This is a genomic window from Streptomyces sp. NPDC048196 (assembly GCF_040652715.1).
GTDB lineage: Bacteria > Actinomycetota > Actinomycetes > Streptomycetales > Streptomycetaceae > Streptomyces > Streptomyces siderophoricus.
Genome location: NZ_JBEZMM010000005.1, coordinates 195,378 through 219,397 on the forward strand (window position 1 = coordinate 195,378; position 24,020 = coordinate 219,397).

The 24,020-nt window shown below is 73.7% G+C and carries 19 protein-coding genes and 1 pseudogene; 7 read left to right on the forward strand and 13 right to left on the reverse strand.

Annotation, left to right across the window (positions count from 1 at the left end; genetic code table 11):
* Nucleotides 1-49 precede the first annotated feature (49 nt).
* A pseudogene (locus AB0E02_RS08995) lies at nucleotides 50-564 on the forward strand (hypothetical protein); the annotation flags it as partial.
* A 173-nt stretch (nucleotides 565-737) separates the two neighbouring features.
* On the opposite strand, the gene AB0E02_RS09000 reads toward AB0E02_RS08995, so the two are convergent.
* Both AB0E02_RS09000 and AB0E02_RS09005 read right to left on the reverse strand, forming a co-directional pair.
* Complete coding sequence (locus AB0E02_RS09000; protein WP_362137320.1) at nucleotides 738-2,645, reverse strand: ABC transporter ATP-binding protein; 1,908 nt, start codon at nucleotides 2,643-2,645, stop codon at nucleotides 738-740.
* A gap of 620 nt (nucleotides 2,646-3,265) precedes the next feature.
* Nucleotides 3,266-4,834: an MFS transporter gene (locus AB0E02_RS09005; RefSeq protein ID WP_362137321.1), complete on the reverse strand. Its 1,569-nt coding sequence runs from the start codon at nucleotides 4,832-4,834 to the stop codon at nucleotides 3,266-3,268.
* 167 nt (nucleotides 4,835-5,001) lie between these two features.
* Between AB0E02_RS09005 and AB0E02_RS09010 the strand changes: the two genes are divergently transcribed.
* Complete coding sequence (locus AB0E02_RS09010; RefSeq protein ID WP_362137322.1) at nucleotides 5,002-5,997, forward strand: Lrp/AsnC family transcriptional regulator; 996 nt, start codon at nucleotides 5,002-5,004, stop codon at nucleotides 5,995-5,997.
* A 30-nt stretch (nucleotides 5,998-6,027) separates the two neighbouring features.
* On the opposite strand, the gene AB0E02_RS09015 is transcribed toward AB0E02_RS09010, so the two are convergent.
* From AB0E02_RS09015 to AB0E02_RS09045, 7 genes are all read right to left on the reverse strand, one after another.
* Complete coding sequence (locus AB0E02_RS09015) at nucleotides 6,028-6,414, reverse strand: VOC family protein (protein WP_362137323.1); 387 nt, start codon at nucleotides 6,412-6,414, stop codon at nucleotides 6,028-6,030.
* A 53-nt stretch (nucleotides 6,415-6,467) separates the two neighbouring features.
* On the reverse strand, nucleotides 6,468-7,244 hold the full coding sequence (locus AB0E02_RS09020; RefSeq protein ID WP_362137324.1) for a DNA-formamidopyrimidine glycosylase family protein: 777 nt from the start codon (nucleotides 7,242-7,244) through the stop codon (nucleotides 6,468-6,470).
* A gap of 32 nt (nucleotides 7,245-7,276) precedes the next feature.
* Nucleotides 7,277-7,963, reverse strand: a complete 687-nt coding sequence (locus AB0E02_RS09025) for a chitin-binding protein (RefSeq protein ID WP_362137325.1) — start codon at nucleotides 7,961-7,963, stop codon at nucleotides 7,277-7,279.
* 29 nt (nucleotides 7,964-7,992) lie between these two features.
* A complete protein-coding gene (locus tag AB0E02_RS09030) occupies nucleotides 7,993-10,161 on the reverse strand; it encodes a UvrD-helicase domain-containing protein (RefSeq protein WP_362137326.1) in 2,169 nt (722 codons plus the stop codon).
* Between the two features lie 144 nt (nucleotides 10,162-10,305).
* The gene (locus AB0E02_RS09035) at nucleotides 10,306-12,543 is read right to left on the reverse strand and encodes a family 2 encapsulin nanocompartment cargo protein terpene cyclase (protein WP_362137327.1); all 2,238 of its coding nucleotides are present in this window, start codon (nucleotides 12,541-12,543) and stop codon (nucleotides 10,306-10,308) included.
* A gap of 160 nt (nucleotides 12,544-12,703) precedes the next feature.
* Nucleotides 12,704-13,573 carry an alpha-L-glutamate ligase gene (locus AB0E02_RS09040; protein WP_362137328.1) on the reverse strand — a complete coding sequence of 290 codons (870 nt, stop codon included), beginning with the start codon at nucleotides 13,571-13,573 and terminating at the stop codon, nucleotides 12,704-12,706.
* On the reverse strand, nucleotides 13,570-14,577 hold the full coding sequence (locus tag AB0E02_RS09045; RefSeq protein ID WP_362137329.1) for an ATP-grasp domain-containing protein: 1,008 nt from the start codon (nucleotides 14,575-14,577) through the stop codon (nucleotides 13,570-13,572). The genes AB0E02_RS09040 and AB0E02_RS09045 overlap by 4 nt, the downstream gene beginning before the upstream one ends.
* A 407-nt stretch (nucleotides 14,578-14,984) precedes the next feature.
* On the opposite strand from AB0E02_RS09045, the gene AB0E02_RS09050 reads away from it, so the two are divergent.
* A complete protein-coding gene (locus AB0E02_RS09050) occupies nucleotides 14,985-16,385 on the forward strand; it encodes an amidohydrolase family protein (RefSeq protein WP_362137390.1) in 1,401 nt (466 codons plus the stop codon).
* Here the strand turns inward: AB0E02_RS09050 and AB0E02_RS09055 are convergent.
* Entirely contained in the window at nucleotides 16,380-16,685 is a 306-nt protein-coding gene (locus AB0E02_RS09055) for a hypothetical protein (RefSeq protein ID WP_362137330.1), read from the reverse strand. The two genes, AB0E02_RS09050 and AB0E02_RS09055, sit on opposite strands and share 6 nt — an antisense overlap.
* Nucleotides 16,686-16,689: 4 nt before the next feature.
* Entirely contained in the window at nucleotides 16,690-17,448 is a 759-nt protein-coding gene (locus tag AB0E02_RS09060) for a GntR family transcriptional regulator (protein ID WP_362137332.1), read from the reverse strand.
* Nucleotides 17,449-17,773: 325 nt separating this feature from the next.
* On the opposite strand from AB0E02_RS09060, the gene AB0E02_RS09065 reads away from it, so the two are divergent.
* From AB0E02_RS09065 to rocD, 3 genes are all read left to right on the forward strand, one after another.
* Nucleotides 17,774-18,262 (forward strand): Lrp/AsnC family transcriptional regulator, encoded by a 489-nt coding sequence (locus AB0E02_RS09065; RefSeq protein ID WP_030813449.1) that lies wholly within the window; start codon nucleotides 17,774-17,776, stop codon nucleotides 18,260-18,262.
* A gap of 167 nt (nucleotides 18,263-18,429) precedes the next feature.
* Nucleotides 18,430-19,305: a dimethylargininase gene (gene ddaH / locus AB0E02_RS09070; protein ID WP_362137333.1), complete on the forward strand. Its 876-nt coding sequence runs from the start codon at nucleotides 18,430-18,432 to the stop codon at nucleotides 19,303-19,305.
* Complete coding sequence (gene rocD, locus AB0E02_RS09075; protein ID WP_362137335.1) at nucleotides 19,302-20,552, forward strand: ornithine--oxo-acid transaminase; 1,251 nt, start codon at nucleotides 19,302-19,304, stop codon at nucleotides 20,550-20,552. Before ddaH ends, rocD begins: the two co-directional genes overlap by 4 nt.
* 262 nt (nucleotides 20,553-20,814) lie before the next feature.
* Here the strand turns inward: rocD and AB0E02_RS09080 are convergent, their stop codons facing one another.
* Nucleotides 20,815-21,417: a TetR/AcrR family transcriptional regulator gene (locus tag AB0E02_RS09080; protein WP_362137391.1), complete on the reverse strand. Its 603-nt coding sequence runs from the start codon at nucleotides 21,415-21,417 to the stop codon at nucleotides 20,815-20,817.
* Nucleotides 21,418-21,750: 333 nt separating this feature from the next.
* On the opposite strand from AB0E02_RS09080, the gene AB0E02_RS09085 reads away from it, so the two are divergent.
* A complete protein-coding gene (locus AB0E02_RS09085; RefSeq protein ID WP_362137336.1) occupies nucleotides 21,751-22,212 on the forward strand; it encodes a nuclear transport factor 2 family protein in 462 nt (153 codons plus the stop codon).
* A 256-nt stretch (nucleotides 22,213-22,468) separates the two neighbouring features.
* Here AB0E02_RS09085 and AB0E02_RS09090 read toward each other — a convergent pair whose 3' ends face one another.
* Complete coding sequence (locus AB0E02_RS09090) at nucleotides 22,469-24,010, reverse strand: PLP-dependent aminotransferase family protein (protein WP_362137393.1); 1,542 nt, start codon at nucleotides 24,008-24,010, stop codon at nucleotides 22,469-22,471.
* Nucleotides 24,011-24,020: the final 10 nt, after the last annotated feature.

Consider the following 24,020-nt stretch of genomic DNA (forward strand, 5'->3'; position numbering starts at 1 on the left):
CGCCGCTCCCGGCCTCCACGCCCACCGGCCGCACGCTCACTTCGAGCCCTTCTCGGGGCCGAAGACCGCCGCCGCGCGGTGGGCCGAGCGACACCAGGGGCGGGTGCTGCCGGTGGCGGACGGTGCCGCCTCGCTCCAGGAGGCGGTCGCCGACGTGCTGACCCGTAAGGCGGTGGCGGACGGTGCCGCCTCGCTCCAGGAGGCGGTCGCCGATGTGCTGACCCGTAAGGCGGTGGCGGCCTGTACCGACCTTGGTGTCGGCACCCTCGTCGTGGTCGGCGGGGTGCCGCCAATTCTCGGGTCCGGGCGTTGGCGGAGGAGCGGTGCGCGGCGGCCGGGATCACCCTGCGTGTGCCGTCGCCGAAGCTGTGTACGGACCACGGAGCGATGATCGCCGCCGTCGGGGGCCTGCTGGTCCGGGCGGGCGCGGCGCCTGCCCCACTGGATGTCTCGGTCGATCCGTCGGCTCCGCTGGAGTACGCCGCGCCGCACCCGGCCGCCCGCGCTGCACCCGGCCACCAGCGCTGCAGCTGCCGCGGCGGCCGGCGCTCGGTGACGGCGTAGGACTGGTCCCCGCCTCACGCGCCGGTCCCGATCCCACGTGCCGGCCCCGGTCCCACGTGCCGGTCCCGGCCCCACGTGCCGGTCCCGTCCCCGCGCGCCGGCCCCCGCCCCACGCCCCGCTCCCGGCTCCACGCCCCGCTCCCGGCCCCGCGTGCTGCTCCCGTTCCCGTGCCTCAGCCGTGCCAGGACGGCGCGCCCGGCTGGCCCGCCAGGCTGTGCGGCGGGGCCGGCTGGCCGTTGTGGCCCGGCGGATGGGCGTGGAAGAGGGTGGAGTACAGGCCGTCGTGGGCGAGGAGTTCGGGGTGGGTACCGGATTCGACGAGGCGACCCTGGTCGAGGACGAGGATGCGGTCGGCGTCGGCGGCGAGGTCCAGGTCGTGGGAGATCACGAGGGTGGTGCGGCCCTCGGCGAGGCGCCGCAGGGGGCCGAGGATGCGCTGGGTGGCCAGGATGTCCAGGCCCGTCGTGGGCTCGTCGAGGACGAGGACGGGGGCGTCGCGCAGCATGGCGCGGGCGATGGCGATGCGCTGCAGCTGGCCGCCCGAGAGGCGGGCGGTGCCCGGGGCGATGACCGTGCGGTAGCCGTCGGGGAGGGCCGCGATGAAGGTGTCGGCGTCGGCGGCGCGGGCGGCGCGGACCACGTCCTGGTGGGTGGCGTGCGGGCGGCCGCAGCCGATGTTCTCCTCGATGGTGTCGTGCAGGACGAGGGTGTCCTGGGGGAGCAGGGTGATGTTGCGGCGCAGCTGGGCGAGCGGCATCTGGTTGACGGGGATGTCGTCGAGGCGGACGGTGCCGGTGTCCGGGTCGTAGAACCGCAGCAGCAGGGCGGCCAGGGTGGACTTCCCGGCGCCGCTGGGGCCGGTGAGGACCAGCAGCTCGCCGGGGACCGCGGTGAAGGACAGGTCGTGCAGGACCTCGTCGGGGCTGTCGGGGTAGTGGAAGCCGACGTGCCGGACCTCGACCTCACCGAGGGCGCGGGTGAAGCGCGGCGGGGCGACGAGGGACGGCGGCGGGTCGGTGACCGCGGGGCGGGCGTCGAGGATCTCCAACAGGCGCTCGGAGCCGGCGGTGGCCTCGGTGGCGGTGAGGCCCAGCTGTCCCAGGGAGCGGATGGGCGGGTAGAGGTAGCCGATGAAGGCGGCGAAGGCGAGCAGCTGGCCCAGGGTCATCCGGTCGGCGGAGATCTCCCACGCGCCGAGGCCGATGATCGCCAGCACGCAGAGCGTTTCGAGCAGCTCGACGACCTGCTCGTACAGCTCGTTGAGGCGGGCGCTGGTCACCGACGCCCGGAACCAGGCGCGGGCCTGCCGCTCCAGGCGCTGCTCCTCCGCGTGCCGGCGGTTGTACGCCTGGGTGAGCACGACGTTGACCAGGCCCTCCTCGACGACCGAGGTGATCGCGCCGTCCGCCGCGCGCTCCCGGCGGGACACCTCCTTGACCCGGCCGGTGAAGCGGCGGGTCGCGCTCCAGAACACCGGTGCCAGTACGAACGTGGCCAGCGCGAGGTCCCAGCGCAGCCAGAGGGCCGCACCGGCGTAGAAGAGGATGCCGAACAGGGCGGCGACCGCCTGGACGAGACCGGAGACCACCATCTGCTCGATGGCGTCGACGTCACCGGTCAGCCGCTCGACCAGGTCACCGCGCCGGTTGCGCTGGAAGAAGTGCGGCGGCAGCGTCTGGAGATGGGAGAAGACCCGGGCCCGTAGGCGCATCACGAAGCGCTCGGCGGTCCAGGCGGCGAGCGAGTTGCCGAGGTAGCCCACCACCGCGCCGATGACGGCCACGGTCAGCCACAGCCCGGCCGGCTGCCAGAAGGCGCTGACCGAGCCCTTCTGCAGGGCGTTGTCGGTGAGTTGGGCGAAGAGCAGGATGGCCGCGGTCTCGGCGAGCGCGGCGGCGACGGCGCACAGACAGACCAGGATCAGCCAGCGCCGGTCGCCCTTGGTCAGCGGCCAGAAGCGGCGGACGGACTCCTTGAGCCCGACGCGCCGGGTGCGGATGGTGGGGTCGGCCAGCGGGCCCCACAGGCCACGGCCGAATCCTTCGGACGCGGGCTGCGCCTCCGGAACCCCGGGCCGCATCGGCGGTGTTGGTTGCGTTGCCTGCGTGGGTTGCGTGGGCTGTGTCGACTGTGTCGTCTGTGTTGACGCTGTCGGCGGTGCGAAGGCTTCGGTCGGCGCCGGGGCCGGTGGCGTCTCGGTGCGCACCGGCCGCCGTCGCGAGCTGCGCAGATGCATGATGGCTACGCCGTATCAGTCAGCTGGTCGGACCGGGCGGAAGGGCCGCTGAGGGGCCCTCACGCACACCCGCTCGCAAACGCACGAGGCGGACCCGCGCGCCACGCGAGCCAGCCTCGAACTCAGTGCTTCGGGTCAGTCAGTCGTCGTAGTCGAAGAAACGGCGCCTGTTGTGCCGGCGACCATACCTGCGACGACGCCTCCTGTAGCGGTCCCGGTCGTGGTCCCAGTCGCGCCTGTGCCTGCGCGGGAAGACTTTCCGGAAGCTCATGCTGCCTCCTTGATTGATTCCTTCCGACGCCCCGTTACCGGTGGCGTCAACTCCCAAGCTACGTCGCCGACCTACTGACAACAAGGAAAATACGTGAAATTTCAGACGAAAGCTGAAATTCTTAATATTTCTGCGCAGAGTGGACAATTCATCACGCTCCGCAGACGCCTCCCGCCGGCGCCGGACCGCCCGTTCACCGATCACCCGCCGTAGCCACCACGGGACTTGGCCGCATACGGGCCGCGGCGACGACGGTGCAGGCGATCAGGGCGACCGCGACCCCGAAGGCATCGCGTACGCCGTGCAGCGCCGCGAGCGCGCCGGGGCCGCCGGCCGACGAGGTCGTGTGGACGGCGTGGACGGCGTGGACCGCGGGGAGCCCGGGGGCGCTGAACGCGTGGAAGAAGACCGCGCCGAGCAGTGCGGTGCCGAGCGTGCCGCCGAGCTGCTGGGCGGCGTTGAGCAGCCCGGCCGCCGAGCCCGTCTCGTGCGGCCGGACCCGGTGCAGCGCGGTGGTGAAGAACGGGACGGCGAACAGCCCCTGCCCCAGTCCGCAGACCGCCAGCGCCACCGGCAGCGGCCACGGGTAGGAGGCGGCGGGGGCGGTGGCGTAGACGGCGACCGCGCCCAGCGTGCCGGCGAGCAGTGCGGCGAGCCCCGCGAACATCACCCGGGAGCCGTAGCGGGGCACCAGCCGGGTGCCGGCGCACCAGGACGCCACCGCCATCGCGGCCGACCAGGGCAGCAGGGTGAGCCCGGACGACCGGGCGTCGGTGTGCAGGCCGAGCTGGAGCTGCAGCACGACGACCATCATCAGGCCGCTCACCACCGCGAAGAACAGCAGCGAGGCGGCCAGCGCGGCGGGGAAGCCGCGGCCGCGGAACAGGCCCGCCTCGACCAGCGCGCTACGGCCCTCCCGGGAGCGGCGGCGCTGCTGGAGCCCGAAGACGGCCAGCACGGCGAGCCCGGTGGCCAGGGTGGCCCAGGGCCGCAGCGCGAACCGGGTCAGCCCGCCGTCGAGGAGCGGCTGGACGAGCAGTCCGGTGCCGAGGACGGCCAGCACGGTGCCGGTGAGGTCCAGCCGCGGCCGCCGCTCCGAGCGGTCCTCGGGCAGCAGCGGGGTCGCGGCGAGGACGGCGAGACCGAGCGGGAGGTTGACGAGGAAGACCGCCCGCCAGGACGAACCGAGCAGGTCGGCGTGGGTGAGCAGCCCGCCGAGCACCGGCCCGCAGACCGCGGCCAGGCCCATCACCGGGCCGATGCTGCCCATGGCCCGGGCCAGCGCGTCGCCCTGGAACATGGCCCGGATCAGCCCGATCGTCTGCGGGATGACCAGGGCGGCCGCGGCGCCCTGGACGGCCCGCGCGCCGATCAGCATCGCCGGGGAGGCGGCCAGTGCGCAGACCGTGGAGGCCAGGACGAAGCCGGCGACCCCGAGGCGGAGCAGTCGCCGGGGGCCGGCGATGTCACCGAGCCGGCCGCCGGTGATCAGCAGCACCGCGAAGGGCAGTGTGTACGCGGCGCTGTACCAGGGGATGCCGGACGCCGGTCCGCCGAGATCGGCGTGGATCACCGGTGCGGCGACCGTCATGATCGTGGAGTCGAGCAGGTTCATCGCCTCGGCGAGCAGCAGCGCCGCGAGTGCGGCCCACCGCCGGGGGTACGGCGCGGCCGCCGGCCCGGCCGGGCCGGCGGCCGGCAGCGGGCGGGCCGGCCCGGGGCCCTTCGACAACGGGCTGTGCGGCAGGGGGTGGTTCGGCATGGACTGTCCCTTCGGCCGTGACGGCTGTCATACGGCCGAGCCTGCGGGCGCGTACCGTGGACGTTCCAGCCAGGGCGTTCAGCTCGCAGCTTCTTTCCATCCAGGGCGCACCTGGCGAAGAATTCGTCCATCCGCCAGTCATCCGTTCTCGGCCAGGAGGCCCGGGCATGCCGCTCGACGAGATCGACCGCGGGCTGATCCACGCCCTGCACATCGACGGCCGGGCGCCGTTCAGCCGGATCGCCGAGGTGCTCGGCGTCTCCACGCAGACCGTGGCCCGCCGCTACCGGCGACTGTCCGCCGAGGCCGGCCTGCGGGTCGTCGGGCTGGCCGATCCGCACCGCGCGGGCCGGGCCCAGTGGCTGGTGCGGCTCACCGCGACCCCGCACAGCGCCCCGGACCTCGCCCGTGCGCTGGCCCGGCGCTCGGACACCTCGTGGGTGAAGCTCGCCTCCGGCGGCACGGAGATCATCGCCGTGGTGCACACCCCGGCCGGCGGCGCCGACGGCCGGTCCCTCCTGCTGCACGACATTCCGCGCACCGCCGGCATCACCGCGCTCTCCGCGCACTACCTGCTGCACACCTATCTCGGCGGCCCCACCGCCTGGCGCGTTCGCGCGAACGTCCTCGATCCACGACAGCGCCGCCAACTCACGCCACCGGCAAGGGAGAACACCACCCCCTCCCCCGCCACGGGCGCCACGCCGACCGACGACGACCGGGCGCTGCTGTCCACGCTGCAGCGGGACGGCCGGGCCGGCCAGGCCGAACTGGCCGCGGCCACCGGCTGGTCACCGGCCACCGTCGCCCGCCGGCTGGCCGCCCTGCGGGCCTCGGCTGCGCTGTTCTTCGACGTCGAATGCGATGACACGCTGTTCGGCGCCACCACACAGGCGCTGCTGTGGATGACGGTGGCCCCCGCCCGCCTGGAGCAGGTCGCCACCGCCCTGGCCCGGCACGAGGAACTCGCCTTCGTCGCCGCCACCACCGGACGGACGAACGTGGTCGCGCACGCCCTCTGCCCCGACCCCGCGGCCCTGCACCACTACCTCACCCACCGCCTCGGCGGTCAGCGCGCGATCCACGCCCTGGAAACCGCACCGGTCCTCCGCACCGTCAAGGCGGCGGGTTCCCTCATCCCGCCCTCTGCCAGGCCCAGTTGACGTTCCATCGGTCGCGGCGGAAGCGCCGCCTCACCACGACTGGCGCTGGGTGACGCCCACCACGTAACCGTTGAGGTCGGTGAAGTAGAAGAGCTTCTGGCCGTGGTGGGTCAGTACGTCCTTGGTGACGCTGACCAGCGGGCGGATCCGTTCGACGTAGCCCTCGAAGTCCTCGACGGACAGGTAGAACATGCCGAACGCGCCCACGGGGGTGTCCTTGAGGACCGGGAGCCAGCCACGCAGGTGCTGGTCCCGGTAGACCATGAACGCGAACTCGCCGTCGAAGAGCAGGATGCGCAGGTCGTCGTCCGAGTCGTCGGTGCCCGGCAGGGCGGTGAAGCCGAGCTTCTCGTAGTAGTCGCAGGCCGCCTGGGTGTCGGGGACGCCCAGGCACGGGGCGATGACGGGAGACTTCATCGGGCTTCTCCTCGGGGGATCACCTCGGGCGGCGGCGCCGGCACCGAGTCGGTCTACGGCTGGCAGCGGGGGCACCACACCGTGCCCCGCCCGGCGACCCGCGTCCGGCGCAGTGGTGTACCGCAGCGCGGGCAGGCCGGGCCGGGGTCGTCGCGCCGGCCGGTGAGCCAGGAGTCGCGCGGCGGCACGCAGCCCGCCCGGACCGCCGCCCGCAGGGTGCGGCGCAGCTCGGTGTGCAGCCGGTCGCAGTCGTCGGCGGAGAGGTCACCGGCCGGGCGGCCGGGGGGAAAGCCGGTGCGCCAGAGGATCTCGTCGACGAGCAGATTGCCCAGCCCGGCGACGACCGACTGGTCCATCAGGACGGCCTTGAGGCTGCCGCGCCGCCCGGCGAGCGCGGCCCGGAAGTCCGCCCGGCCCACCTTCCCCGCGTCCGGGCCCTGACGGCTCAGGATCCGCTCGGTACCGGCCGGGTCCATGAGCCACAGGCCCTGGAGTTTGCGCTGGTCGCGGTAGCGGAGCTGGCGCTCCCGGCCGAGCGTGAACACCACCCGGTCGTGGGGGTGGACCGGTTCGTCCGGGGAGCTGCAGACCAGCCGTCCGGTCATCCCGAAGTGCAGCATCAGGGTGGGGCCGCCGGTGTGGGCGAGCAGCCATTTCCCGTGCCGCTCCGGTTCGGTGAACCGCCGGCCCTCCAGCTCGCCGCGCAGCCGCTGCGGGCTCACCCCGTGCAGCACGCCCTCGTCGTACACCTCGATCCGCCGGATGACCCGGCCCCGCGCGCACGCGACGAGCGTCCGCCGGAACCCCTCGACGTCCGGCAACTCGGGCATCCGGCCCACCGCCCATCCGGTCGTCGGCCCCGCTAGGCGTGCCGTGCCGAGTGTGACGACGTGTGCCGTGCCGGGTGCCGTGCCGTGTGGGGCGACGGGTGCCGTACCGAGTGGGCTGCCGAATGCGGTGCCGAGTGCGTTGACGGGTGGGCTGACGAGTGGGCCGACGGGTGCCGCGCCGCGTGCGGTGACGCGTGCTGTGACGAGGGCTTGGCCGCCGGCGGGTGATCGGCGGACGGCGGGTCCTGGTCACGCGGCGGGTCCTGGTCACGCGGAGGATCCTGGTCACGCGGCGGGCCCTCGTCACGCGGCGGGTCCTGATCGCGTGGCGGGTCCTGGTCACGCGGAGGATCCTCGTCGTATCTGGGCGGGTCGTCGTCGGGGTCGTCCGACGGGACCAGCTGCAGGCTGCCGTAGCGGGCGAACACCGCCTCCGTGCCGGCCCGGACGGTGGCCATGGGGTTGCCGGTGCAGTCGCGCGAGGACCACAGCACCAGGTCGAGCGGGGTGTCGTTCACCACCTCGCCGCCCCCGGGCCCGAGGCCGTAGCAGTGGTCGTCGCCGGGGTCGACGATCTGGTACTGCCGGTTGCCCGGCCGCATGTGGAAGATGATGGTGCCGGTCGTGGCCTGCGCCGTGGGCGGTACGGACACGGCGAGCGCCGCGGTGAGCGCTCCGGTGAGGGCCACGGCGCCGAGAAGAGCGGTCTTGCGTCGCATGGACCCAAGGTTCCCGAGGTCGTTTTGTCCTATTCCTCCTGATCCGCAGATTCACCCGCCGTGCCGCTCGGCCGGACGCTGCCCAGCCACAGCACGTCCCGCGCCCGGGTCATCGCCACGAAGAGCTGGCTCCGCATCAGTTCGCCCTGCTCACCGGCGGTCCCCGCGTCGCCCCGGCCGTCCTTCGCCGCCGTCAGGTTCGCCTCGTAACGGGGCAGATAGACCCGTTTGAACTCCAGCCCCTTGGCCCGCCGGTAGCTGCCCAGTTTCACCGCCGCGACCGGCCGCCCGTCGTAACTCTCCAGCAGGCACACCCGTACGCCCGCCCGGGTCAGCAGCCGCCGGTAGCGTTCGATGGCGCGGGTGGCGGGGCACAGCACCGCGGAGTCCGCCAGTTCCTGCGGGCTCAGGCCGCGCAGCACGGCCACCAGCGCCGCGTCGTGCGCCGCGGGCGAGGGCAGCACCGCGCGGACCACCTGGCCGTGGTGGTACGTGAGGTCGACGTCCCGCCGGCCCGGGGTCCGCGAGCCGTCGATGTCCTCGAAGGCGTCCTCGGCGACGACGGACAGCGCGGTGTCCACGATCTCCTTGCCGTTGCGGTAGTTGGCGCGCAGCACCTGTCCGCGGTCGCCGCGGATGTCGATACCGGCGTCCGAGAGCCGGAACCCGCCCGGATGGACGGCCTGCTGCCCGTCGCCCACCAGCAGCAGCCCGTTGGGGCTGTCCCCCACCAGGGAGTGCAGCAGCCGCACCCCGACCAGGGTGAGGTCCTGGACCTCGTCCACGACCACGGCCGCGTACGGGTGGCCGCTGCGGCCGGCCGTCTCGGCGAGCGCGAGGGAGAGCACGTCGTTGAAGTCGTGCACCGCGCGTTCCGTGCGCTGTGCCTCGTACGCCTCGTAGAGCGCCCAGACGGCCTGCCGGTGCGGATGGCGCAGGCTGGTGCGGCGGCGCCGGCGGGGCAGCACGGCGTACTCGTCGAAGGAGGTGATCCCGCGGCCCTTGATGACGTGGTCGATCTCCTCCTTCCAGTAACGGGGCAGCGGATCGATCTCGGCCAGGCAGCTGTCCCGGCCGAGGTGCTTCCAGGCGAGGCTGAAGGCCGTCTCCGCCTTCTCCCGGTGCAGGCGCACCGGTACGTCGCGGGACTGGAGGTACTTCTGCGCCCAGTGGTGCAGGCTGCTGCATTCGATCCGGTCGGCCACCGCGGGGGCCATGGTGGCCAGGAACGTCGCCTGCACCCGCGGCAGGTTGTTGGCGAACGTGACGTACAGGACGCGGCCGCCCGTGCGCTGGGCGAGGTAGGCGGCCCGGTGCAGCGCGACGACCGTCTTGCCGGTGCCGGCCGGGCCGCTGATCCGGGCCGGGCCGGCCCAGTTGCGCCGGACCAGCGCGAGCTGGTCGGGGTCGAGGAAGGTCATCCACCGCTCGATGGGGGCCCGCCGGGCCTCGTCCAGGGCGGCCCGGCGCAGCCCGTCGAGGTCGAAGAGGCCGTCGTCCTCCAGGGAGGGCGCCGACGGTACGGTCGGCGTGGCGGGGGGCCGGGTCTGCGCGGCCCGGGCGTCGGTCCGGTCGGCCGCCGCCGGGTCCTCGTACTCGGGGAAGACCCGGCCCAGGTGCTCGGCGAGCGCCCGTACCGAGCCGGCGGACAGCCGGGTGCGCTCCGAGAGCAGCGCCGGGCCGATCTCGTGCTCGCCCAGCAGCCGCAGCCGGCCCAGTTCGGTGTCGACGCGGTGGCCGGCGAAGGCCATCAGCGGGCGGACCGCCACCGGTGACATGCCCAGCGCGGCCACCGCGCCCTCGGCGGCCTTGGTGACCGCGAGGAGTTTGCGCCGGTGCTCGTCGCGGGAGAACCCACCGGCCCGCAGCCGCCCGCCGGACGGTTCCGGGGCGGCCCGCCAGTTCTTGACGTCGATGACGAAGACCCCGCCGGGCCCGATCAGCAGCATGTCCACGTTGGCCGCCCGGGTGCCCGGCCAGCGCCGGTCCACCAGCAGCCGCCAGCCCCGCTCGGTCAGCATCAGCAGCTGGGCGGCGATCCGCCGCTCCCCCTCGCCCGCCGCCTCCCAGCGTTCCGCCCGCCGACGGGCGGCCCGCCACTGTTCCCGTAACAGCCGCTCCTGGCGCCGGGCCTCCTGGGCCCGCCGTGCCGCCGATCCGCCCGCCGCGCTTCCCGCCGCCGACCCGCCTGACGTCATCCCGCGCCCCCTCACCTCGCCCCGCGTCCCACGGGGCCATGAACCATAGGTCCGTGGCACATGACGCGGTAGTGCGCACAGGAGGGGCACGGGGGCACGGTGCGGGCCCGTGGTCCGCGGTCCACGGGCCCGCCGCGCGCACGGCTATCCGCCGCTTCGCACCGGCCGCCGGGCGGGCCGGAACGCCGAGGTGCCGAGGCCGCCCGGGACGCCCTGCCAGCCGGGCGCGCCCATCGGGTGCCGGAGTTCGGACGCGACGTAACGGCGGCAGTTGCGGTGCCAGTGGAGGATGCCGGCCATCCAGTTCTCCAGCTCGCGGACGTAGCCGTCGAGCACCGCACGGGCCTCCGCGGACAGATGGAAGTCGTCCTGGACGACCGGGAGTTCCTTGGCGGCGAGGTGACGGAACTCCTCGATGCGCGAGGTCATGAGGTCATTGATGATGGCCAGCGCGCTCGGGTAGTCGCACTGGAAGAAGGTCTGGACGACGAGGATCCCGTTGTGCACCTCGCCCTCGTACTCGATCTCCTTCTGGTACGAGAAGACGTCGTTCACCAGGCAGGCGAAGTCGGCGGCGGAGTTCTCCAGCGCACGCAGGGTGCCGGTGCGGTACACCTCGGGCGGCACCCGCCGGCCGTGGCCGATCCGGCACAGGGACATGGTGAGGTCGGACCCGAACGTCGCCCGCCGCATCTCGATGTAGTCGACCGGGTCGGGGATGCGGTGCTGGATCTGGTTGTCGATCTCCCACAGCCAGCTTGCCGTCATGACGTCGACGGCCTGCCGGAAGTCGCGGCGCGCCTCCGGCGTCAGCGACACCACCGTGCGGGGCCACAGGTCCGCGAGGCCGCGTTCGAGGGCGTTGACCGGCTCCGGGACGGGCGCGGTGGCGTCGAGCGGCATGAACGCCGACAGCCGTGCGGTGCAGGCCTTGGCCGAGGCGAGGTCCCGGGTCCGGCCGAAGACCTGCGGGTAGTAGTCGTCGGCGTAGGTGCCCCAGGCCAGCCACTGGGAGTCGAGGTCCAGTTCGTCCGGGGTGGCGTCCGGATGGATGCCGGCCGCGCACAGCGCCAGGTCGTGGCGGACCATCGCCGGCTCGTCCCAGACGTCGGAGAGCGGCACCCCGGGCTGCGGCCGCAGCATGCCCATCCGGTGCGCCCAGTCGAGGGTCCGGCGGCGGGCGCCGTCCAGGTGGGGGCTCAGGGTGAGCGGGAACGGCATGGTGATCTCGGGGATCCGCGCCGGGCCGACCTTCTGGTGGGGGACGTGGGTGTGGCTGCGGAAGCGGTGGGCGCCGGCGGTGGCCGGCGCGGCCCTCAGGTCCGCCGCCGAGGTGCCTGGGCCGGTGAGGGACAACGGCGACCAGGGCCGGGCGGATCCGGCCGCCGCCCCGCCGCCGTTCATGTAGCGGCTGGAGCGCATGTGCCACTCGTGGCCGCCGGACTGCCAGTCCTGCAGCCCCTTGGCGTACGCCAGCACGTCCGCGCAGGACCGCGCGTCCAGGCCGGTCTCCAGGAACAGCGCGGGGAGTTCGGTGACCACGGTGTTCTCGAACTGCTGGAGCCGGGAGGTGATCAGGTCGTTGACCGCGTCCGCGGCCTCCTGGGTGGTGCAGTCCAGGAAGGTCTCCAGCACCAGGACGCCGTTGCTCAGCTCGCCCTCCTCCTCGGTCTCCCGCTGGTAGGAGAAGAGGTCGTTGCGCAGGTGGACGCCGTCGGAGAAGGTGTCGCGCAGCACCCGCAGCGGCCGGGAGCCGGCGACCGCGGCCGGGACCTCGGCGCCGGCCGCGTACTCGACCAGGCCCGCGGACCAGGGTGCGCCGCCGACCTTGCGGCGCATCTCGATGTACTCGACGGGGTTGGGCACCCGGTTGATGTTGATGTTGGACAGTTCCCAGAGGGACTCGTTCAGCAGGTGCTCGGTGCTCTCGGCGAACCGCCGGCGCCAGTCCATCGACATGTGCGGCACGGTGCGGGCCCACAGGTCGGCGAGGCCCGCCTCGACCGGGTTGGTCGGCTCCGGTACGGGCGTGTGGTCGTCCATCGGCATGAAGGCGGGCAGCCGGTCGAGGTACTGCTTGCCGCCCTCCCGGTCCAGGGTGCGCTTGAACTCCTCCAGGAAGTGGTCGTCGAAGAAGAAGACCCAGACGTACCAGTCCGTCACCAGCGACAGCGCGTCCGCGTCGCAGTCCGGGTGGGTGTACGCGCACAGCAGGGCGTAGTCGTGGGCGTCGAGGTCCGACTGCTCCCAGATGCCCGAGCCCTCCAGCATCCCCATGGCGCGGGCCCATCGGCGGCAGTGTGTGCGCGCCGCCTCCAGGTGCGGGTTCAGCCGCGCCGGGTAGGGCGTGTAGAAGCGGGGCAATTCGAATGGCTGGGTCACCGTGGCTGGCCTCTCCCCATACGTGCGGAAGGAGGGCGCGGCGGACCACGCCCCCTGACGGGGCCAGCGCTACCCCGAGGCCCGGCGCTTCAGACGTTGCGGAGTTCGAGCTTCCGCGTCCGCCGCTTTCTGCTCGTTCGCCTCCACATCGGTGACCACTTCAGGCGCTCTTCCGACGCCGCCCTTTCGTTTCCCCGGCCGTAGGGGCGGCACAGACGGTACGGGTGGTAAGGGCGGTGCGGGCGGTGCGCAGGGCGAGCTCCGCCAGGGCTTCCGGGGCGCCCGCCTGGCCCCGTATGCCGGGGAAGGCGTTGACGTCGACGACCACCGGCCCGTCCGGGCCGAGCAGCACGTCCACGCCGTAGACGTCCAGGCCGAAGACCCCGCCGGTGCGCAGCGCGAGCTCCGCCCAGCCGGCGGGCAGTTCGCCGGGCGGCAGCGGCCGGGTCGGCCCGCGCCCGTCCGGTGCCAGCTCCGAGCGGCGCAGCCCGGCGAAGAGCCGCCCGTCGACCACCCACAGCTTGTGGTCCCAGCCGCTGTTCGCGGTGAAGTCCTGGACGACCACCGGCTCTTCGGGCCAGGCGGCCGCCAGCTCCCGCAGCTGTGCGGCGGTGTCGGCGCGGGCCACCAGGTCGCCGCGCCGGCTGTACCGGCTCTTGACCACCAGCGGCCCGGCCGGCTCCCCGGCCGCCGCCAGTTCCCCGACCGTGTCCACCGGCCGGGTCGCGGCGAACGGCAGCCCCGCCGTCCGCGCCAGCTCCGCCATCACCACCCGATCCTGACAACGCGCCGTGGCCGCAGCCGAGTTGACGACCGGGACGCCGTACGACTCCAGGCGGGCGGCCAGCGCCAGCGCCCGCGGGGTCCGTGCCTTGAGGAGGTACACGTCGGCGAGCGCACCGCGGTCCGGGCCGGGCGCCGCACCGTCCGGGTGCAGGGGGGCGACCCGGTGGCCGTCCCCGGTCAGCAGACGGGTGGCCGCGGCCAGCAGCGGGTGCGCCGGGTCCGCCGTGATCAGGCCGATCCTCACCGGTCGCCGCCGATCGCCGCCAGCGGGACGGTCTCGGGTGCGGGCGGCGCCGCGGCGGGCGGCGCCGCGGCCGGTGGCGCGGCGGGCGGCGCCGCGGCCGGTGGCGCCGCGGCGGGTGGCGCCGCGGCGGCCGGCATCCGCCGGTCGCGGCCGGTGCCGTTCCCGCCGTTCCTGCCGTTCCCGCCGTTCCCGCCGCCCCCGGCGGCGAGCCGCAGCACCGCCGCCGAGACCCGGGCCACCGCGTCCGGGACCTGACGGAAGCTCGGGAAGTCGTTGATGTCGACGACCACCGGCCCGTCCGGGCCGAGCAGCACGTCCACGCCGTAGAGGTCGAGCCCGAAGACCGCCCCGATCTCCGCCGCGATCCCGGCGACCTCGGCGGTGAGCGGCACCTGACGTTCCGGTACCTCGGCCCCGGGGTGCAGCGGCGAGCACCGCTCGGTGGCGTACAGCTCACCGGCGACGCAGTAGACCTTCAGATCGGTACCGGAGTTGGGGACGTACGGCTGGGCGATCAGCAGCCCGCCCGGGTTCTCCGGCGCACCCGGCCCGGTCAGCCGGCCGGGGCTCTCGACCAGCCGCACCGCGCGGCCCGAGCTGCCGTCCGCGGGCTTCACCACGAGCGGGAACGCGCTCTCGGGCAGCTGGGCGAACTCCTCGGCCCGGGCCGCCGCGTACGTCACCGGCACCGGCAGGCCGTGGGTGCGGGCGATCACCGCGGCCAGTGCCTTGTCCCGGACGCCGCGGATCGCCCGGGCGTCGTTGACCGTGGTCAGCCCGACCGCGGCGGCGGCCTCCAGCAGGGTCAGCCCCGGCCCGCCCGAGACGGTCTTGAGGACCCAGGCGTCATGGCTGCCCGCGCGGACCGACTCGGATATCGGGATCAGCGAACGGCCCGGCCACAGGACGTCCACCTGGTGGCCCCAGGCGCCGAGTTGGCGGATCACGTCCCTGGGCATGCCGTCGTAGCGGTACTGCTCCTCCACCAGGAAGCAGAGTCTCATCGGGGCATCCTCGTCATCGCCGCGCGTCCGTCCACCGTCCGCCCGGCAGATCCATGACGCATCAGGATCCCACGCGGGGCCCGGCAGGGACGGTGAGGGCCCGTGCGCCGCTACGGATCCCCGCCCGCCCCATGTTTCGGCGAGGTTACGCCACCCTCGGCGCCCGGCACCCCTGCCCTGACCAGGCGCGCCACCGGCCCCGCCGGGCCCAGCGCCACCCCCCACCCCACCTCGCAAATCCCGCATGCCGGAACCCTTGTTCCGCTTCTGGTGCGGTCCTAGGGTCGGGCCACCCCGGGGACGGATCGACGGACGGTACGCACCACGTACCGCAGTACGGGAAGCAGGCGAGCGGCTTGGCGAACGAACAGCACAGCGGATTCGGCCGGCGGGGATTCCTGGCCGGCATGGGCGGCATCATCGGCACATCGGGCCTCGGCGGTGCGAGCCCGGCCGCGGCCGCCGCACCCCACCACGGGCCGCGCCCCGAGGACTTCCACGGCCACCGGCAACTGCTCGTCCCCGAGCTGCTGCTCCTGCCCGAGGGCCCGGTGCGCGGCCGGGCGGTCCTCGTCTCCGGCGGCACCTTCCGCGCCGTCGGACCGGCCGAACAACTCATCAAAGCCCACCCCGACCTCCAACCCGTCCGCCTGGACGGCCACTTGCTGATGCCCGGCTTCGTGGACGCGCACCACCACCTGACCCAGAGCTTCGGCAAGGCCCAGTCCTTCGGCCAGCCCTCGGAGATCTTCAAAACCGTCTGGGAGCCGCTGGAACACGCCCTCGACGAGGAGAGCGCCTACGTCTCCGCCAAACTCGCCGCCCTGGAGGCGCTGCGCGGCGGCTTCACCACCGTCGCCGACGCCGGCACCCGCGCCCCCGTCGACGTCCGGGCGATCGCCCGGGGCACCGAGGAAGCCGGCATCCGCTGCGTACTGGGCAAGATCGTCTCCGACGGCACCGGCGGCCCCGCCCACCTCGAACGGTGGGACGGCCACCCCCTCGTCCACCCCTCCCTGGCCATCGCCGTACCCGAGGACGCCACCGCCGAGACCCTCAAGAAGACCGCCGCGCTGTGCGCCGAGGCCGGCGCGGTCCTCCAGATCCACGTCAACGAGCACCTCGCCTCCGTGGAACGCTCGTTGAAGAGCGTCGGCCGGCGCCCGGTCGAACACCTCCACCACATCGGCGCGCTGGGCCCGCACACCCTCGGCGCCCACGCCACCCTCCTCACCCCCACCGAGATGCGGCTGCTGGCCGACTCCGGCGCGGCGATCAGCTACAACCCGGTGGCCAGCGCCTGGAAGGGCAACGGCGTCACCCACGCCACCATGCTGGCCGCCCTGGGCGTCCGCTTCGGCATGGGCACCGACGGCACCCGCGGCGACGGCTTCCGCCTGGTGGACGCCGGCGAGACCGCCCAGCGGCTCGCGTACGGCCTGGGCTCGGGCGACTCGGTCTGCGGCGCCGGCCGGATGTGGCTGGACCACGCCACCACCCACAGCGCCGACGCCGTCGGCCTCGGCAAGGTCACCGGCGAGATCGCCACCGGCAAGGCCGCCGACTACCTCGTCGTGAACCTCGACGTCCCCGAACTCACCCCCTCCTACGACCTGCGCTGGGAACTCGTCCGGCTCGCGAACCGCGACCAGATCGCCGCCGTCGTCGTGGCCGGCCGCCTCCGCCTGTGGCACGGCCGGCCCACCGACTGGGACGCCCACGCCCTGGTCACCCGCGCCGCGGAACTCGGCCCCCAGGTCGTCGAACGCGCAAAGATCCAACGGGTGGAGCCGGTGTACGAGTCATAGGACCGGCCCGGGCGCGGGACTCCCCCGCGCGGTGCCCGCGGCCGGGGCCACCGGCCCGCACAGCAGCGTCCCCTTGCGCCCCCACCGGTCGGCGAGCGCGCCCGCAGGCACCAGCAGACCGGCGAAGACCACGACATGGCCGTCCACGACCCGGACCACCGCCTGCGCCGACGGGTGCAGCGCACTCGCCGACAGGTCCGGCAGCGCCAGATTGACCGCGGACACCATGCCCACGACCAGGCTGACGCACAGGCACATCGCGGCGGTCAGCGCCCCGCGCCGCCCCGGCGCGGCCGCCACCCGCTCACTCCACAACGGAGTTGACGTCCCGCGCCCGGTCCAGCGTGGCCTGCAGCGTCAGCCGGTCCCCCCGCAGATGGATGAACTCCAGGTCGGCCGGCCGCCCGTCGGCCAGCCGGGTCAGCCGCTCCACCGCGAGCACCGCCCCGCCCTCCGGCATCGCCAGCACCTCGCACGTCGCCGGATCCGCGACCACCGCCCGCACCGACACCTCCGCCCGGCCCAGCGGCGCCCCCGCCACCCGCTCGATCAGATCGAAGACGTCGTGCCGCTCCAGCGTCGCCCGCCCCCGCGCCAGCAGCGGCTCCCCGACCTCCGGAATCAGATACGTGCAGTCCAGCGACAACGGCGCCCCGTCCACCCGCCGCAACCGCTCCAGATAGACCGCCGCCGCCCCCTCCGCCAGCCCCAGCCGCCGCGCCACCGCCAACGGCGGCCGCACACTGCCCGCCTCCCGCACCTCGTTGACGACCGCACCGTGCCGCTGCAGCACCTCCGCCAGCCCGGACAGCTCCCCCAGAGGATGCTGGTACGTCCGCCCGGCCACCACGGTGCCGACCCCCCGGCGCCGCTCCACCAGACCCTCGTCCCGCAGCAGCCCCAGCGCCTCCCGCACGGTGTTCCGGGACGTACCGAACTCGGCCACCAGCGCCCGCTCGTCCGGCAGCACCCCGCCCGGGAACGCCCCGCGCAGCACCTGGCCCCGCAGCACATGCGCCACCCGGCGCGCCTGATCCGCCCGCCGGCCCTGTTCCGCCGCCATCCGCAGCCCTCCTCCCGCCGCCCGCGACGCTAGGCGACCGGTGTTGCCGCGAGGTTACGCCGCCCCACCTGACCTGCACAGATTCCTGAACTGCCGGTTTGCGCGACGGGCCCGGGGCTGCGCCACCGCCCGCCGCCCGCGGACCGCTACCGTGAGGCGATCACGCACACCGTGCGTACCGCCCGGCGAGCACGCGCGCCGGGCCGCCCGGCACCCCCGCGCGCACGGCGTCCGGCGATCACCCACTCACGTGCTCACGTGCTGCGTGCTCACGAGCTCAGCGCACGTGCTCACACAGGCCCCGGACGGACAGGGAGGTCCAGCAGTGACCCACAAGGCCGTGCCCTTCGACGACCTCGACCGGAAGATCATCGCGGCGCTGCTCGACAACGGCCGGGCGAGCTTCGCGGAGATCGGGACGGCCATCGGGCTGTCCTCCACCGCGGTCAAACGCCGGGTGGACCGGCTGCGCGAACACAACGTGATCACCGGCTTCTCCGCCACCGTCCGCCCCGCTGCCCTGGGCTGGCTCACCGAGGCGTACGTCGAGGTCTACTGCGACAGCGCCGCGCCGCCCCGCCGACTGGCCGAGGTCGTCCGCAACCACCCGGAGATCGCCGCGGCCATGACCGTCACCGGCGGCGCCGACGCCCTGCTGCACGTGCGCGCCACGGACGTCGAGCACTTCGAGGAGGTCCTGGAACGGATCCGCACCGAACCGTTCATCCGGAAGACGATCAGCTACATGGTCCTCTCCCACCTCCTCCCGGACGCCCCGGAGGCCGGAGCCCAAGCAGCAAACGAGCGCGCCTGAGCGAAACCACGCAGGATTCCTGCTCGCACACGCAGCATTCGTCGCTTGTGGCCGGAATCGACCTCTCCTTACCGTGGTAATCCCCGGGTGGGTGATCAGTGACCCTCTGTCACACCTCACCGATCCCGCCCACCCACCTGCCTCACCGGAGAGGAAGGGATACTTCTGTGCCGACGAGTACTGCCACCAGCAGCGCCAGCACCCCGATCCCGCCGGCCGCGGCCCGCACGGCGCGCCCCCGCCGCTACCTGATGTGCGAGCCCCGCCACTTCGACGTGCGCTACGCCATCAACCCCTGGATGCACGAGGGCGCACAGGTCGACACCGCCCTCGCCGCCCGCCAGTGGGCGGCGCTGGTCGACGCCTACCGCGCGCACGGCCACACCGTCGAGACCGTGCCGCCGGTACCCGGCCTGCCCGACATGGTCTTCGCCGCGAACTCCGCGCTCGTCGTGAACGGCCGGGTCTTCGGCTCGCAGTTCCACGCCCCGCAGCGCCGCCCCGAGGCCACCGAGTACGAGACCTGGTTCAAGGCCGCCGGCTACGACGTCTACCGGCCCGTGGCCCTCTGTGAGGGCGAGGGCGACCTCGTCCCGGCCGGCCGCTACGTCCTCGCCGGCACCGGCTTCCGCACCGCCCGCGCCGCCCACGACGAGGTGCAGGAGTTCTTCGGCGTCCCGACCATCGGCCTGCAGCTGGTCGACCCGTACTTCTACCACCTCGACACCGCGCTCTTCGTCCTCTCCGAGGACCCCGCCACGGGCGACGCGGAGATCGCCTACTACCCCGGCGCCTTCTCCTCCGGCAGCCGCGAGGTACTGCGCCGACTGTTCCCCGGCGCCGTGCTCGCCACCCGGGACGACGCCATGACGTTCGGCCTCAACTCCGTCTCCGACGGCCGGCACGTCTTCGTCGCACCGCCGGCCACCGCCCTGATCGACCAGCTCGCCGCCCGCGGCTACGTCCCCGTCCCCGTCGACCTCTCCGAGTTCCACAAGGCCGGCGGCGGCATCAAGTGCTGCACCCAGGAGATCCGCTCATGACCGCACCCGTCCGCACCGTCCCGACCCCCACGGCCCCGGCCCGTGCGCCCCGTTCGTCCGCCGAGCTGATCCGCGCCGAGGGCCCGGTCCTGGCCCACAACTACCACCCGCTGCCCGTAGTGGTGGCGCGCGCCGAGGGCTGTTGGGTCGAGGACGTCGAGGGCCGCCGCTACCTCGACATGCTCGCCGGCTACTCCGCCCTCAACTTCGGCCACCGGCACCCGGCCCTCATCGAAGCCGCACACCGCCAGCTCGACCAGCTCACCCTCACCTCCCGCGCCTTCCACAACGACCGGCTCGCCGGCTTCGCCGAGGCCCTCGCCGAACTGACCGGCCTGGACATGGTCCTGCCGATGAACACCGGCGCCGAGGCGGTGGAGAGCGGCATCAAGGTCGCCCGCAAATGGGCCTACGACGTCAAGGGCGTCCCGGCCGACCGCGCGACCATCGTCGTGGCCGACGGCAACTTCCACGGCCGGACCACCACCATCGTCGGCTTCTCCGACGACGCCACCGCCCGCACCGGCTTCGGCCCCTACGCCCCGGGCTTCCGCACCGTCCCCTACAACGACCTCGCCGCCCTCGAATCCGCCGTCGACGACACCACGGCCGCCGTCCTCATCGAGCCCATCCAGGGCGAGGCCGGCGTCATCATCCCCGACGAGGGCTATCTGACCGGAGTACGCGAACTGACCCGGCGGACCGGCTGCCTCTTCATCGCCGACGAGATCCAGTCCGGCCTCGGCCGCACCGGCACCACCCTCGCCGTCGACCACGAATCCGTCCTCCCCGACGTCCTCCTGCTCGGCAAGGCACTCGGCGGCGGCATCGTCCCGGTCTCCGCCGTCGTCGCCCGCCGCGAGGTCCTCGGCGTCCTCGGCCCCGGCCAGCACGGCTCAACCTTCGGCGGCAACCCGCTCGCCGCCGCGGTCGGCTCTGCCGTCATCGAACTGCTCGCCACCGGCGAGTTCCAGCGCCGCGCCGCCGAACTCGGCGCACAACTGCGCACCGGCCTGGCCGCCCTCACCGGCAAGGGCGTCACCGGCTTCCGCGCCCGCGGCCTGTGGGCCGGCGTCGACATCGACCCGGCCCTCGGCACCGGCCGCGAGATCAGCGAACGCCTCCTGGCCGAAGGCATCCTGGTCAAGGACACCCACGGCTCCACCATCCGCCTCGCCCCGCCGTTGACCATCACCGAGGAGGAGCTGGCATCGGCGCTGGCGGGGCTGGGACGGGCGTTGGGTTAGGGGCGGGGCCGGCTCGGCGCCTGGTCGGGGGCCGGCCTGCGGGGGAGCTGGCATCGGCGCTGGCCGGGCTGGGACGGGCGTTGAGCTAGGAGCGAGGCTGGGGCGGGGGCCGGCTCAGCGCCCGTTCGGGAGCCGGCCTGCGGGGTCGGCACTAACGGTGCAGTCACTACGGGGCAGTCACTGCGGGACCGTCGGCCGTCGTTACGGGGCAGCCGCCTCCCCGCTGTCCGAACGGGCTTTCCGAACGGGCTATCCGAACCGGCTATCCGACCAAACCATCCGATCGGGCCGCCGCCAGCAGAATTTCGGCGGCGGCCCGCGCCTGTCGTGCCGCCCCCGCCTCCCCCACGACGGCGGCCGCGCTGATCGCCCCGTCGACGAGCAGCGCCAACTGATTGGCGAGCAGCGAGCGTTGCTGCACCGGAAGCCCACCCGGCAGGTCGCTCCGAAGCCCACTCGACGGATCACTCGACAGGTCACTCACGAGACCGCCGAGATAGCTCACCAGCGCCTGCTTGTGCTCCCGCGCGGCCCGCGCGACCTCCTCCGACGTGGCCCCCAACTCCCCGAACGAGTTGAGGAAGGCACACCCCCGGAAGCCCGGCTCCGCGAACCACTCCGCCAGCCGGTCGAAGACCGCCAGCACCCGCCCCTCCGGCCCTTCACCGTGCGCGTCCACGTACTCCGCGAGCGCCGCCCGCCACCGCACATCCCGCCGCCGCAGATACGCCTCGACGAGATCCTGCTTGGCCGGAAAACACTGGTAGAGCCGCTTGAGCGAAACCCCCGCGGCGGCCCGCAGCTCATCCATTCCGACGGCCTGGACACCGCGCCCGTAGAACAGCTCCTCCGCGGCATCGAGTATCCGCTCCCGAGCTTCATCCTGAGCCGTACGGCCACCCTCGCGAGCCGCACGGCCACCTTCCCGATCCGCACGGACGCCTTTCCGATCCGCACGGGCTTCGCCGTGAGTCGTACGGGCTTCTTTCCGTTGCATGGGCTGCATGGGCTGCATGGGTGTCCAGGCTGGTCGTGGCGGCTAGGGGCCGATCGAGAAATCCGGTAGCGGAGACTCCGGTACGGGGAGTCCCGTAGCGAAGAGAACGATCGTTCTCTACACTAACCGACACTCACCCAGAGAACGCCCGTTCTCCTCCACCCCCCTCCCTCTTCCCCCCTCCCCCAAGAGAGGTGCGCCATGACATCACCACGCCCACCCTTCCCCCCGTTCGACGAGCAGAGCGCCCTACAGAAGGTCCAGGCCGCCGAGGACGCCTGGAACACCCGCGACCCCGAGCGGGTGGCCCTCGCCTACACCGAGGACTCGATCTGGCGGAACCGCGACACCTTCCTCCACGGCCGCGACGAGATCATCGCCTTCCTCCGCCAGAAGTGGGCCCGCGAGCTGGACTACTCGCTACGCAAGGAACTCTGGTCGTTCCACGGCAACCGCATCGCGGTCCGCTTCCAGTACGAGAGCCACGACACCGACGGCCAGTGGTGGCGCAGCTACGGCAACGAGCTGTGGGAGTTCGACGAGCACGGCCTGATGCGCCGCCGCGAGGCCGGCATCCACGACGTCCCCATCCAGCCCTCCGCCCGCCGCATCTTCGGCCCCCGCCCAGACCACGAAAAAGGCACCCAGCTCCCCTTCGCCTGACCTCGCCCCCGCCCCGCCCCCGCCCCCGCCCCTCTAACGCAGCCCCCCTCGCACGCCCCTTCCCCAGCCAACTCCCCCACCCCTAACTCTCTGCTACCCTCAGGACGGAACTAATCACGCTCCGTAATCGTTGCCGGATAAGAGGAGGCGAGGCAGGGAGGCAGGCCAGGCACGACAAGTCACGGCGCAACGCGGTGCAGCACGGTGCGGTGCATCCTCTTGATGCTCCGCCCTCCCGGTCATGGCGTTCGCCCTGCTACGCGTCCGCCCCGCGCTCCCTGCGCCGCCCCGGACCACCGTTCCCGCCCCACCCGGGCGGCCCTGCCCGGGTGGGGCGTGGGCCACCGGCGGCGTGAGCCACCACCTCCCCCAGCACAGCCACCCCCTCCGCGATCTCCCCCGCCGTACGCGCCGCATAGCCGAGCACCAGGCCCGGCGCACCCGCCCGCTGCCGGTGCCAGGCCAACGGCTGCACCTTGACGCCCCGTTCAAGCGCAGCCGCCGCCCACCCCACGTCGGTCACACCAGCCGAGTCAGCGGCCCCAGCCAAGCCGGCCACGTCGACCAAGCCGGCCGCGTCGGTCACGTCGTCCACATCGGTCAAGTCGGCCGCCTCGGTCACGTCGGCCGCGTCCCCGAACGTGAGCGTCAGGTGGAGCCCCGCCGCCGCGCCGTGCACGGTCGCGCCGGGCAGGTGGCGTCGGACCACGGCGATCATGGCGTCCCGGCGCTGACGGTGGCGCCGCCGCATCCACCGCAGCCGGCGCTCCAGTTCACCCGTCTCCATCAGCCGCGCCAGTACCAACTGCGGCAGCACGGCGTTGCCGAGGTCCGCGAACCGCCGGGCGTCGACCAGTGCCTCCCGGTACGCCGGCGGTGCCAGCAGCCAGCCCACCCGCAGCGCGGGCGCGAGCAGCTTGGAAACGCTGCCCGCGTAACAGACCTGCTCGGGGAGGAGCGAGCGCAACGCGGCCACCGGCGGGCGGTCGTAGCGGTGCTCGGCGTCGTAGTCGTCCTCGATGATCAGCCCGCCGTCCTCCGCCGCCCAGCGCATCAGCTCCCGCCGCCGCGCGCCGCCCAGCACCACGCCGGTGGGGAACTGGTGCGCCGGCGTGAGCAGTACCGCCCGCGCCCCGCTCGCCCGCAGTTCCTCGACCCGCACCCCCTCGTCGTCCACCCCCACCGGCGGCGTCGCCACGCCCCAGTACCGCAGATGCTGCCGCGCCCCCAGCGACCCCGGCTCCTCCACCGCGATCTCGCGGATCCCCGCGCCCCGCAGCACCTGCGCGACCAGCCCGAGCGCCTGCGCCGTACCGGCGGTGATGATCACCTCCTCCGGATCCACCGCGATCCCCCGATAACGCGCCAGCCAGCCGGCGACCGCCCGCCGCAGCGCGGGCGCACCCCGCGGATCCCCGTAGCCGAACCCGGCGGCCGGCAACCCGGCGAGCACCTCCCGCTCGGCCCGCAGCCAGGCCGCCCGCGGAAACGCAGCGAGATCCGGTACGCCCGGCGACAGATCGATCCGCGCCGGCGCCGCCCGCAGCACATCGAAAACGTCGGGCCCGATATCCGCGTCGGGCCCCCTATCCGCTCCGGCGCCCAGCCCCACAACACCCGGCCCCGCGCCCGACGCCCCGGCGCCCGGCCCGATCCCCGCGCCCGCCGACCCTCCGCCCGACCTCATCCCTGCCCCGATGCCCGCCCCGGCCCGGGAAGCGAACGGCTCCGGCGGGCCCGCCTCGCCCGCCGCCTCGCCCGCCGCCTCCCCCACCAGATCGGCCACTGGTCCGGCCACGGCATCGACC

Bases quoted from the DNA above. Each gene is read 5' to 3' on its own strand.
- AB0E02_RS09005 (WP_362137321.1), bottom strand. From the start codon at position 4,834: ATGCCGAACCACCCCCTGCCGCACAGCCCGTTGTCGAAGGGCCCCGGG.
- AB0E02_RS09030 (WP_362137326.1), bottom strand. From the start codon at position 10,161: ATGACGTCAGGCGGGTCGGCGGCGGGAAGCGCGGCGGGCGGATCGGCG.
- AB0E02_RS09060 (WP_362137332.1), bottom strand. From the start codon at position 17,448: ATGGCGGCGGAACAGGGCCGGCGGGCGGATCAGGCGCGCCGGGTGGCG.
- AB0E02_RS09050 (WP_362137390.1), top strand. From the start codon at position 14,985: ATGGGCGGCATCATCGGCACATCGGGCCTCGGCGGTGCGAGCCCGGCC.
- AB0E02_RS09010 (WP_362137322.1), top strand. From the start codon at position 5,002: ATGCCGCTCGACGAGATCGACCGCGGGCTGATCCACGCCCTGCACATC.
- AB0E02_RS09020 (WP_362137324.1), bottom strand. From the start codon at position 7,244: ATGCCCGAGTTGCCGGACGTCGAGGGGTTCCGGCGGACGCTCGTCGCG.
- rocD (WP_362137335.1), top strand. From the start codon at position 19,302: ATGACCGCACCCGTCCGCACCGTCCCGACCCCCACGGCCCCGGCCCGT.
- AB0E02_RS09085 (WP_362137336.1), top strand. From the start codon at position 21,751: ATGACATCACCACGCCCACCCTTCCCCCCGTTCGACGAGCAGAGCGCC.
- AB0E02_RS09000 (WP_362137320.1), bottom strand. From the start codon at position 2,645: ATGCGGCCCGGGGTTCCGGAGGCGCAGCCCGCGTCCGAAGGATTCGGC.
- AB0E02_RS09045 (WP_362137329.1), bottom strand. From the start codon at position 14,577: ATGAGACTCTGCTTCCTGGTGGAGGAGCAGTACCGCTACGACGGCATG.
- AB0E02_RS09015 (WP_362137323.1), bottom strand. From the start codon at position 6,414: ATGAAGTCTCCCGTCATCGCCCCGTGCCTGGGCGTCCCCGACACCCAG.
- AB0E02_RS09025 (WP_362137325.1), bottom strand. From the start codon at position 7,963: ATGCGACGCAAGACCGCTCTTCTCGGCGCCGTGGCCCTCACCGGAGCG.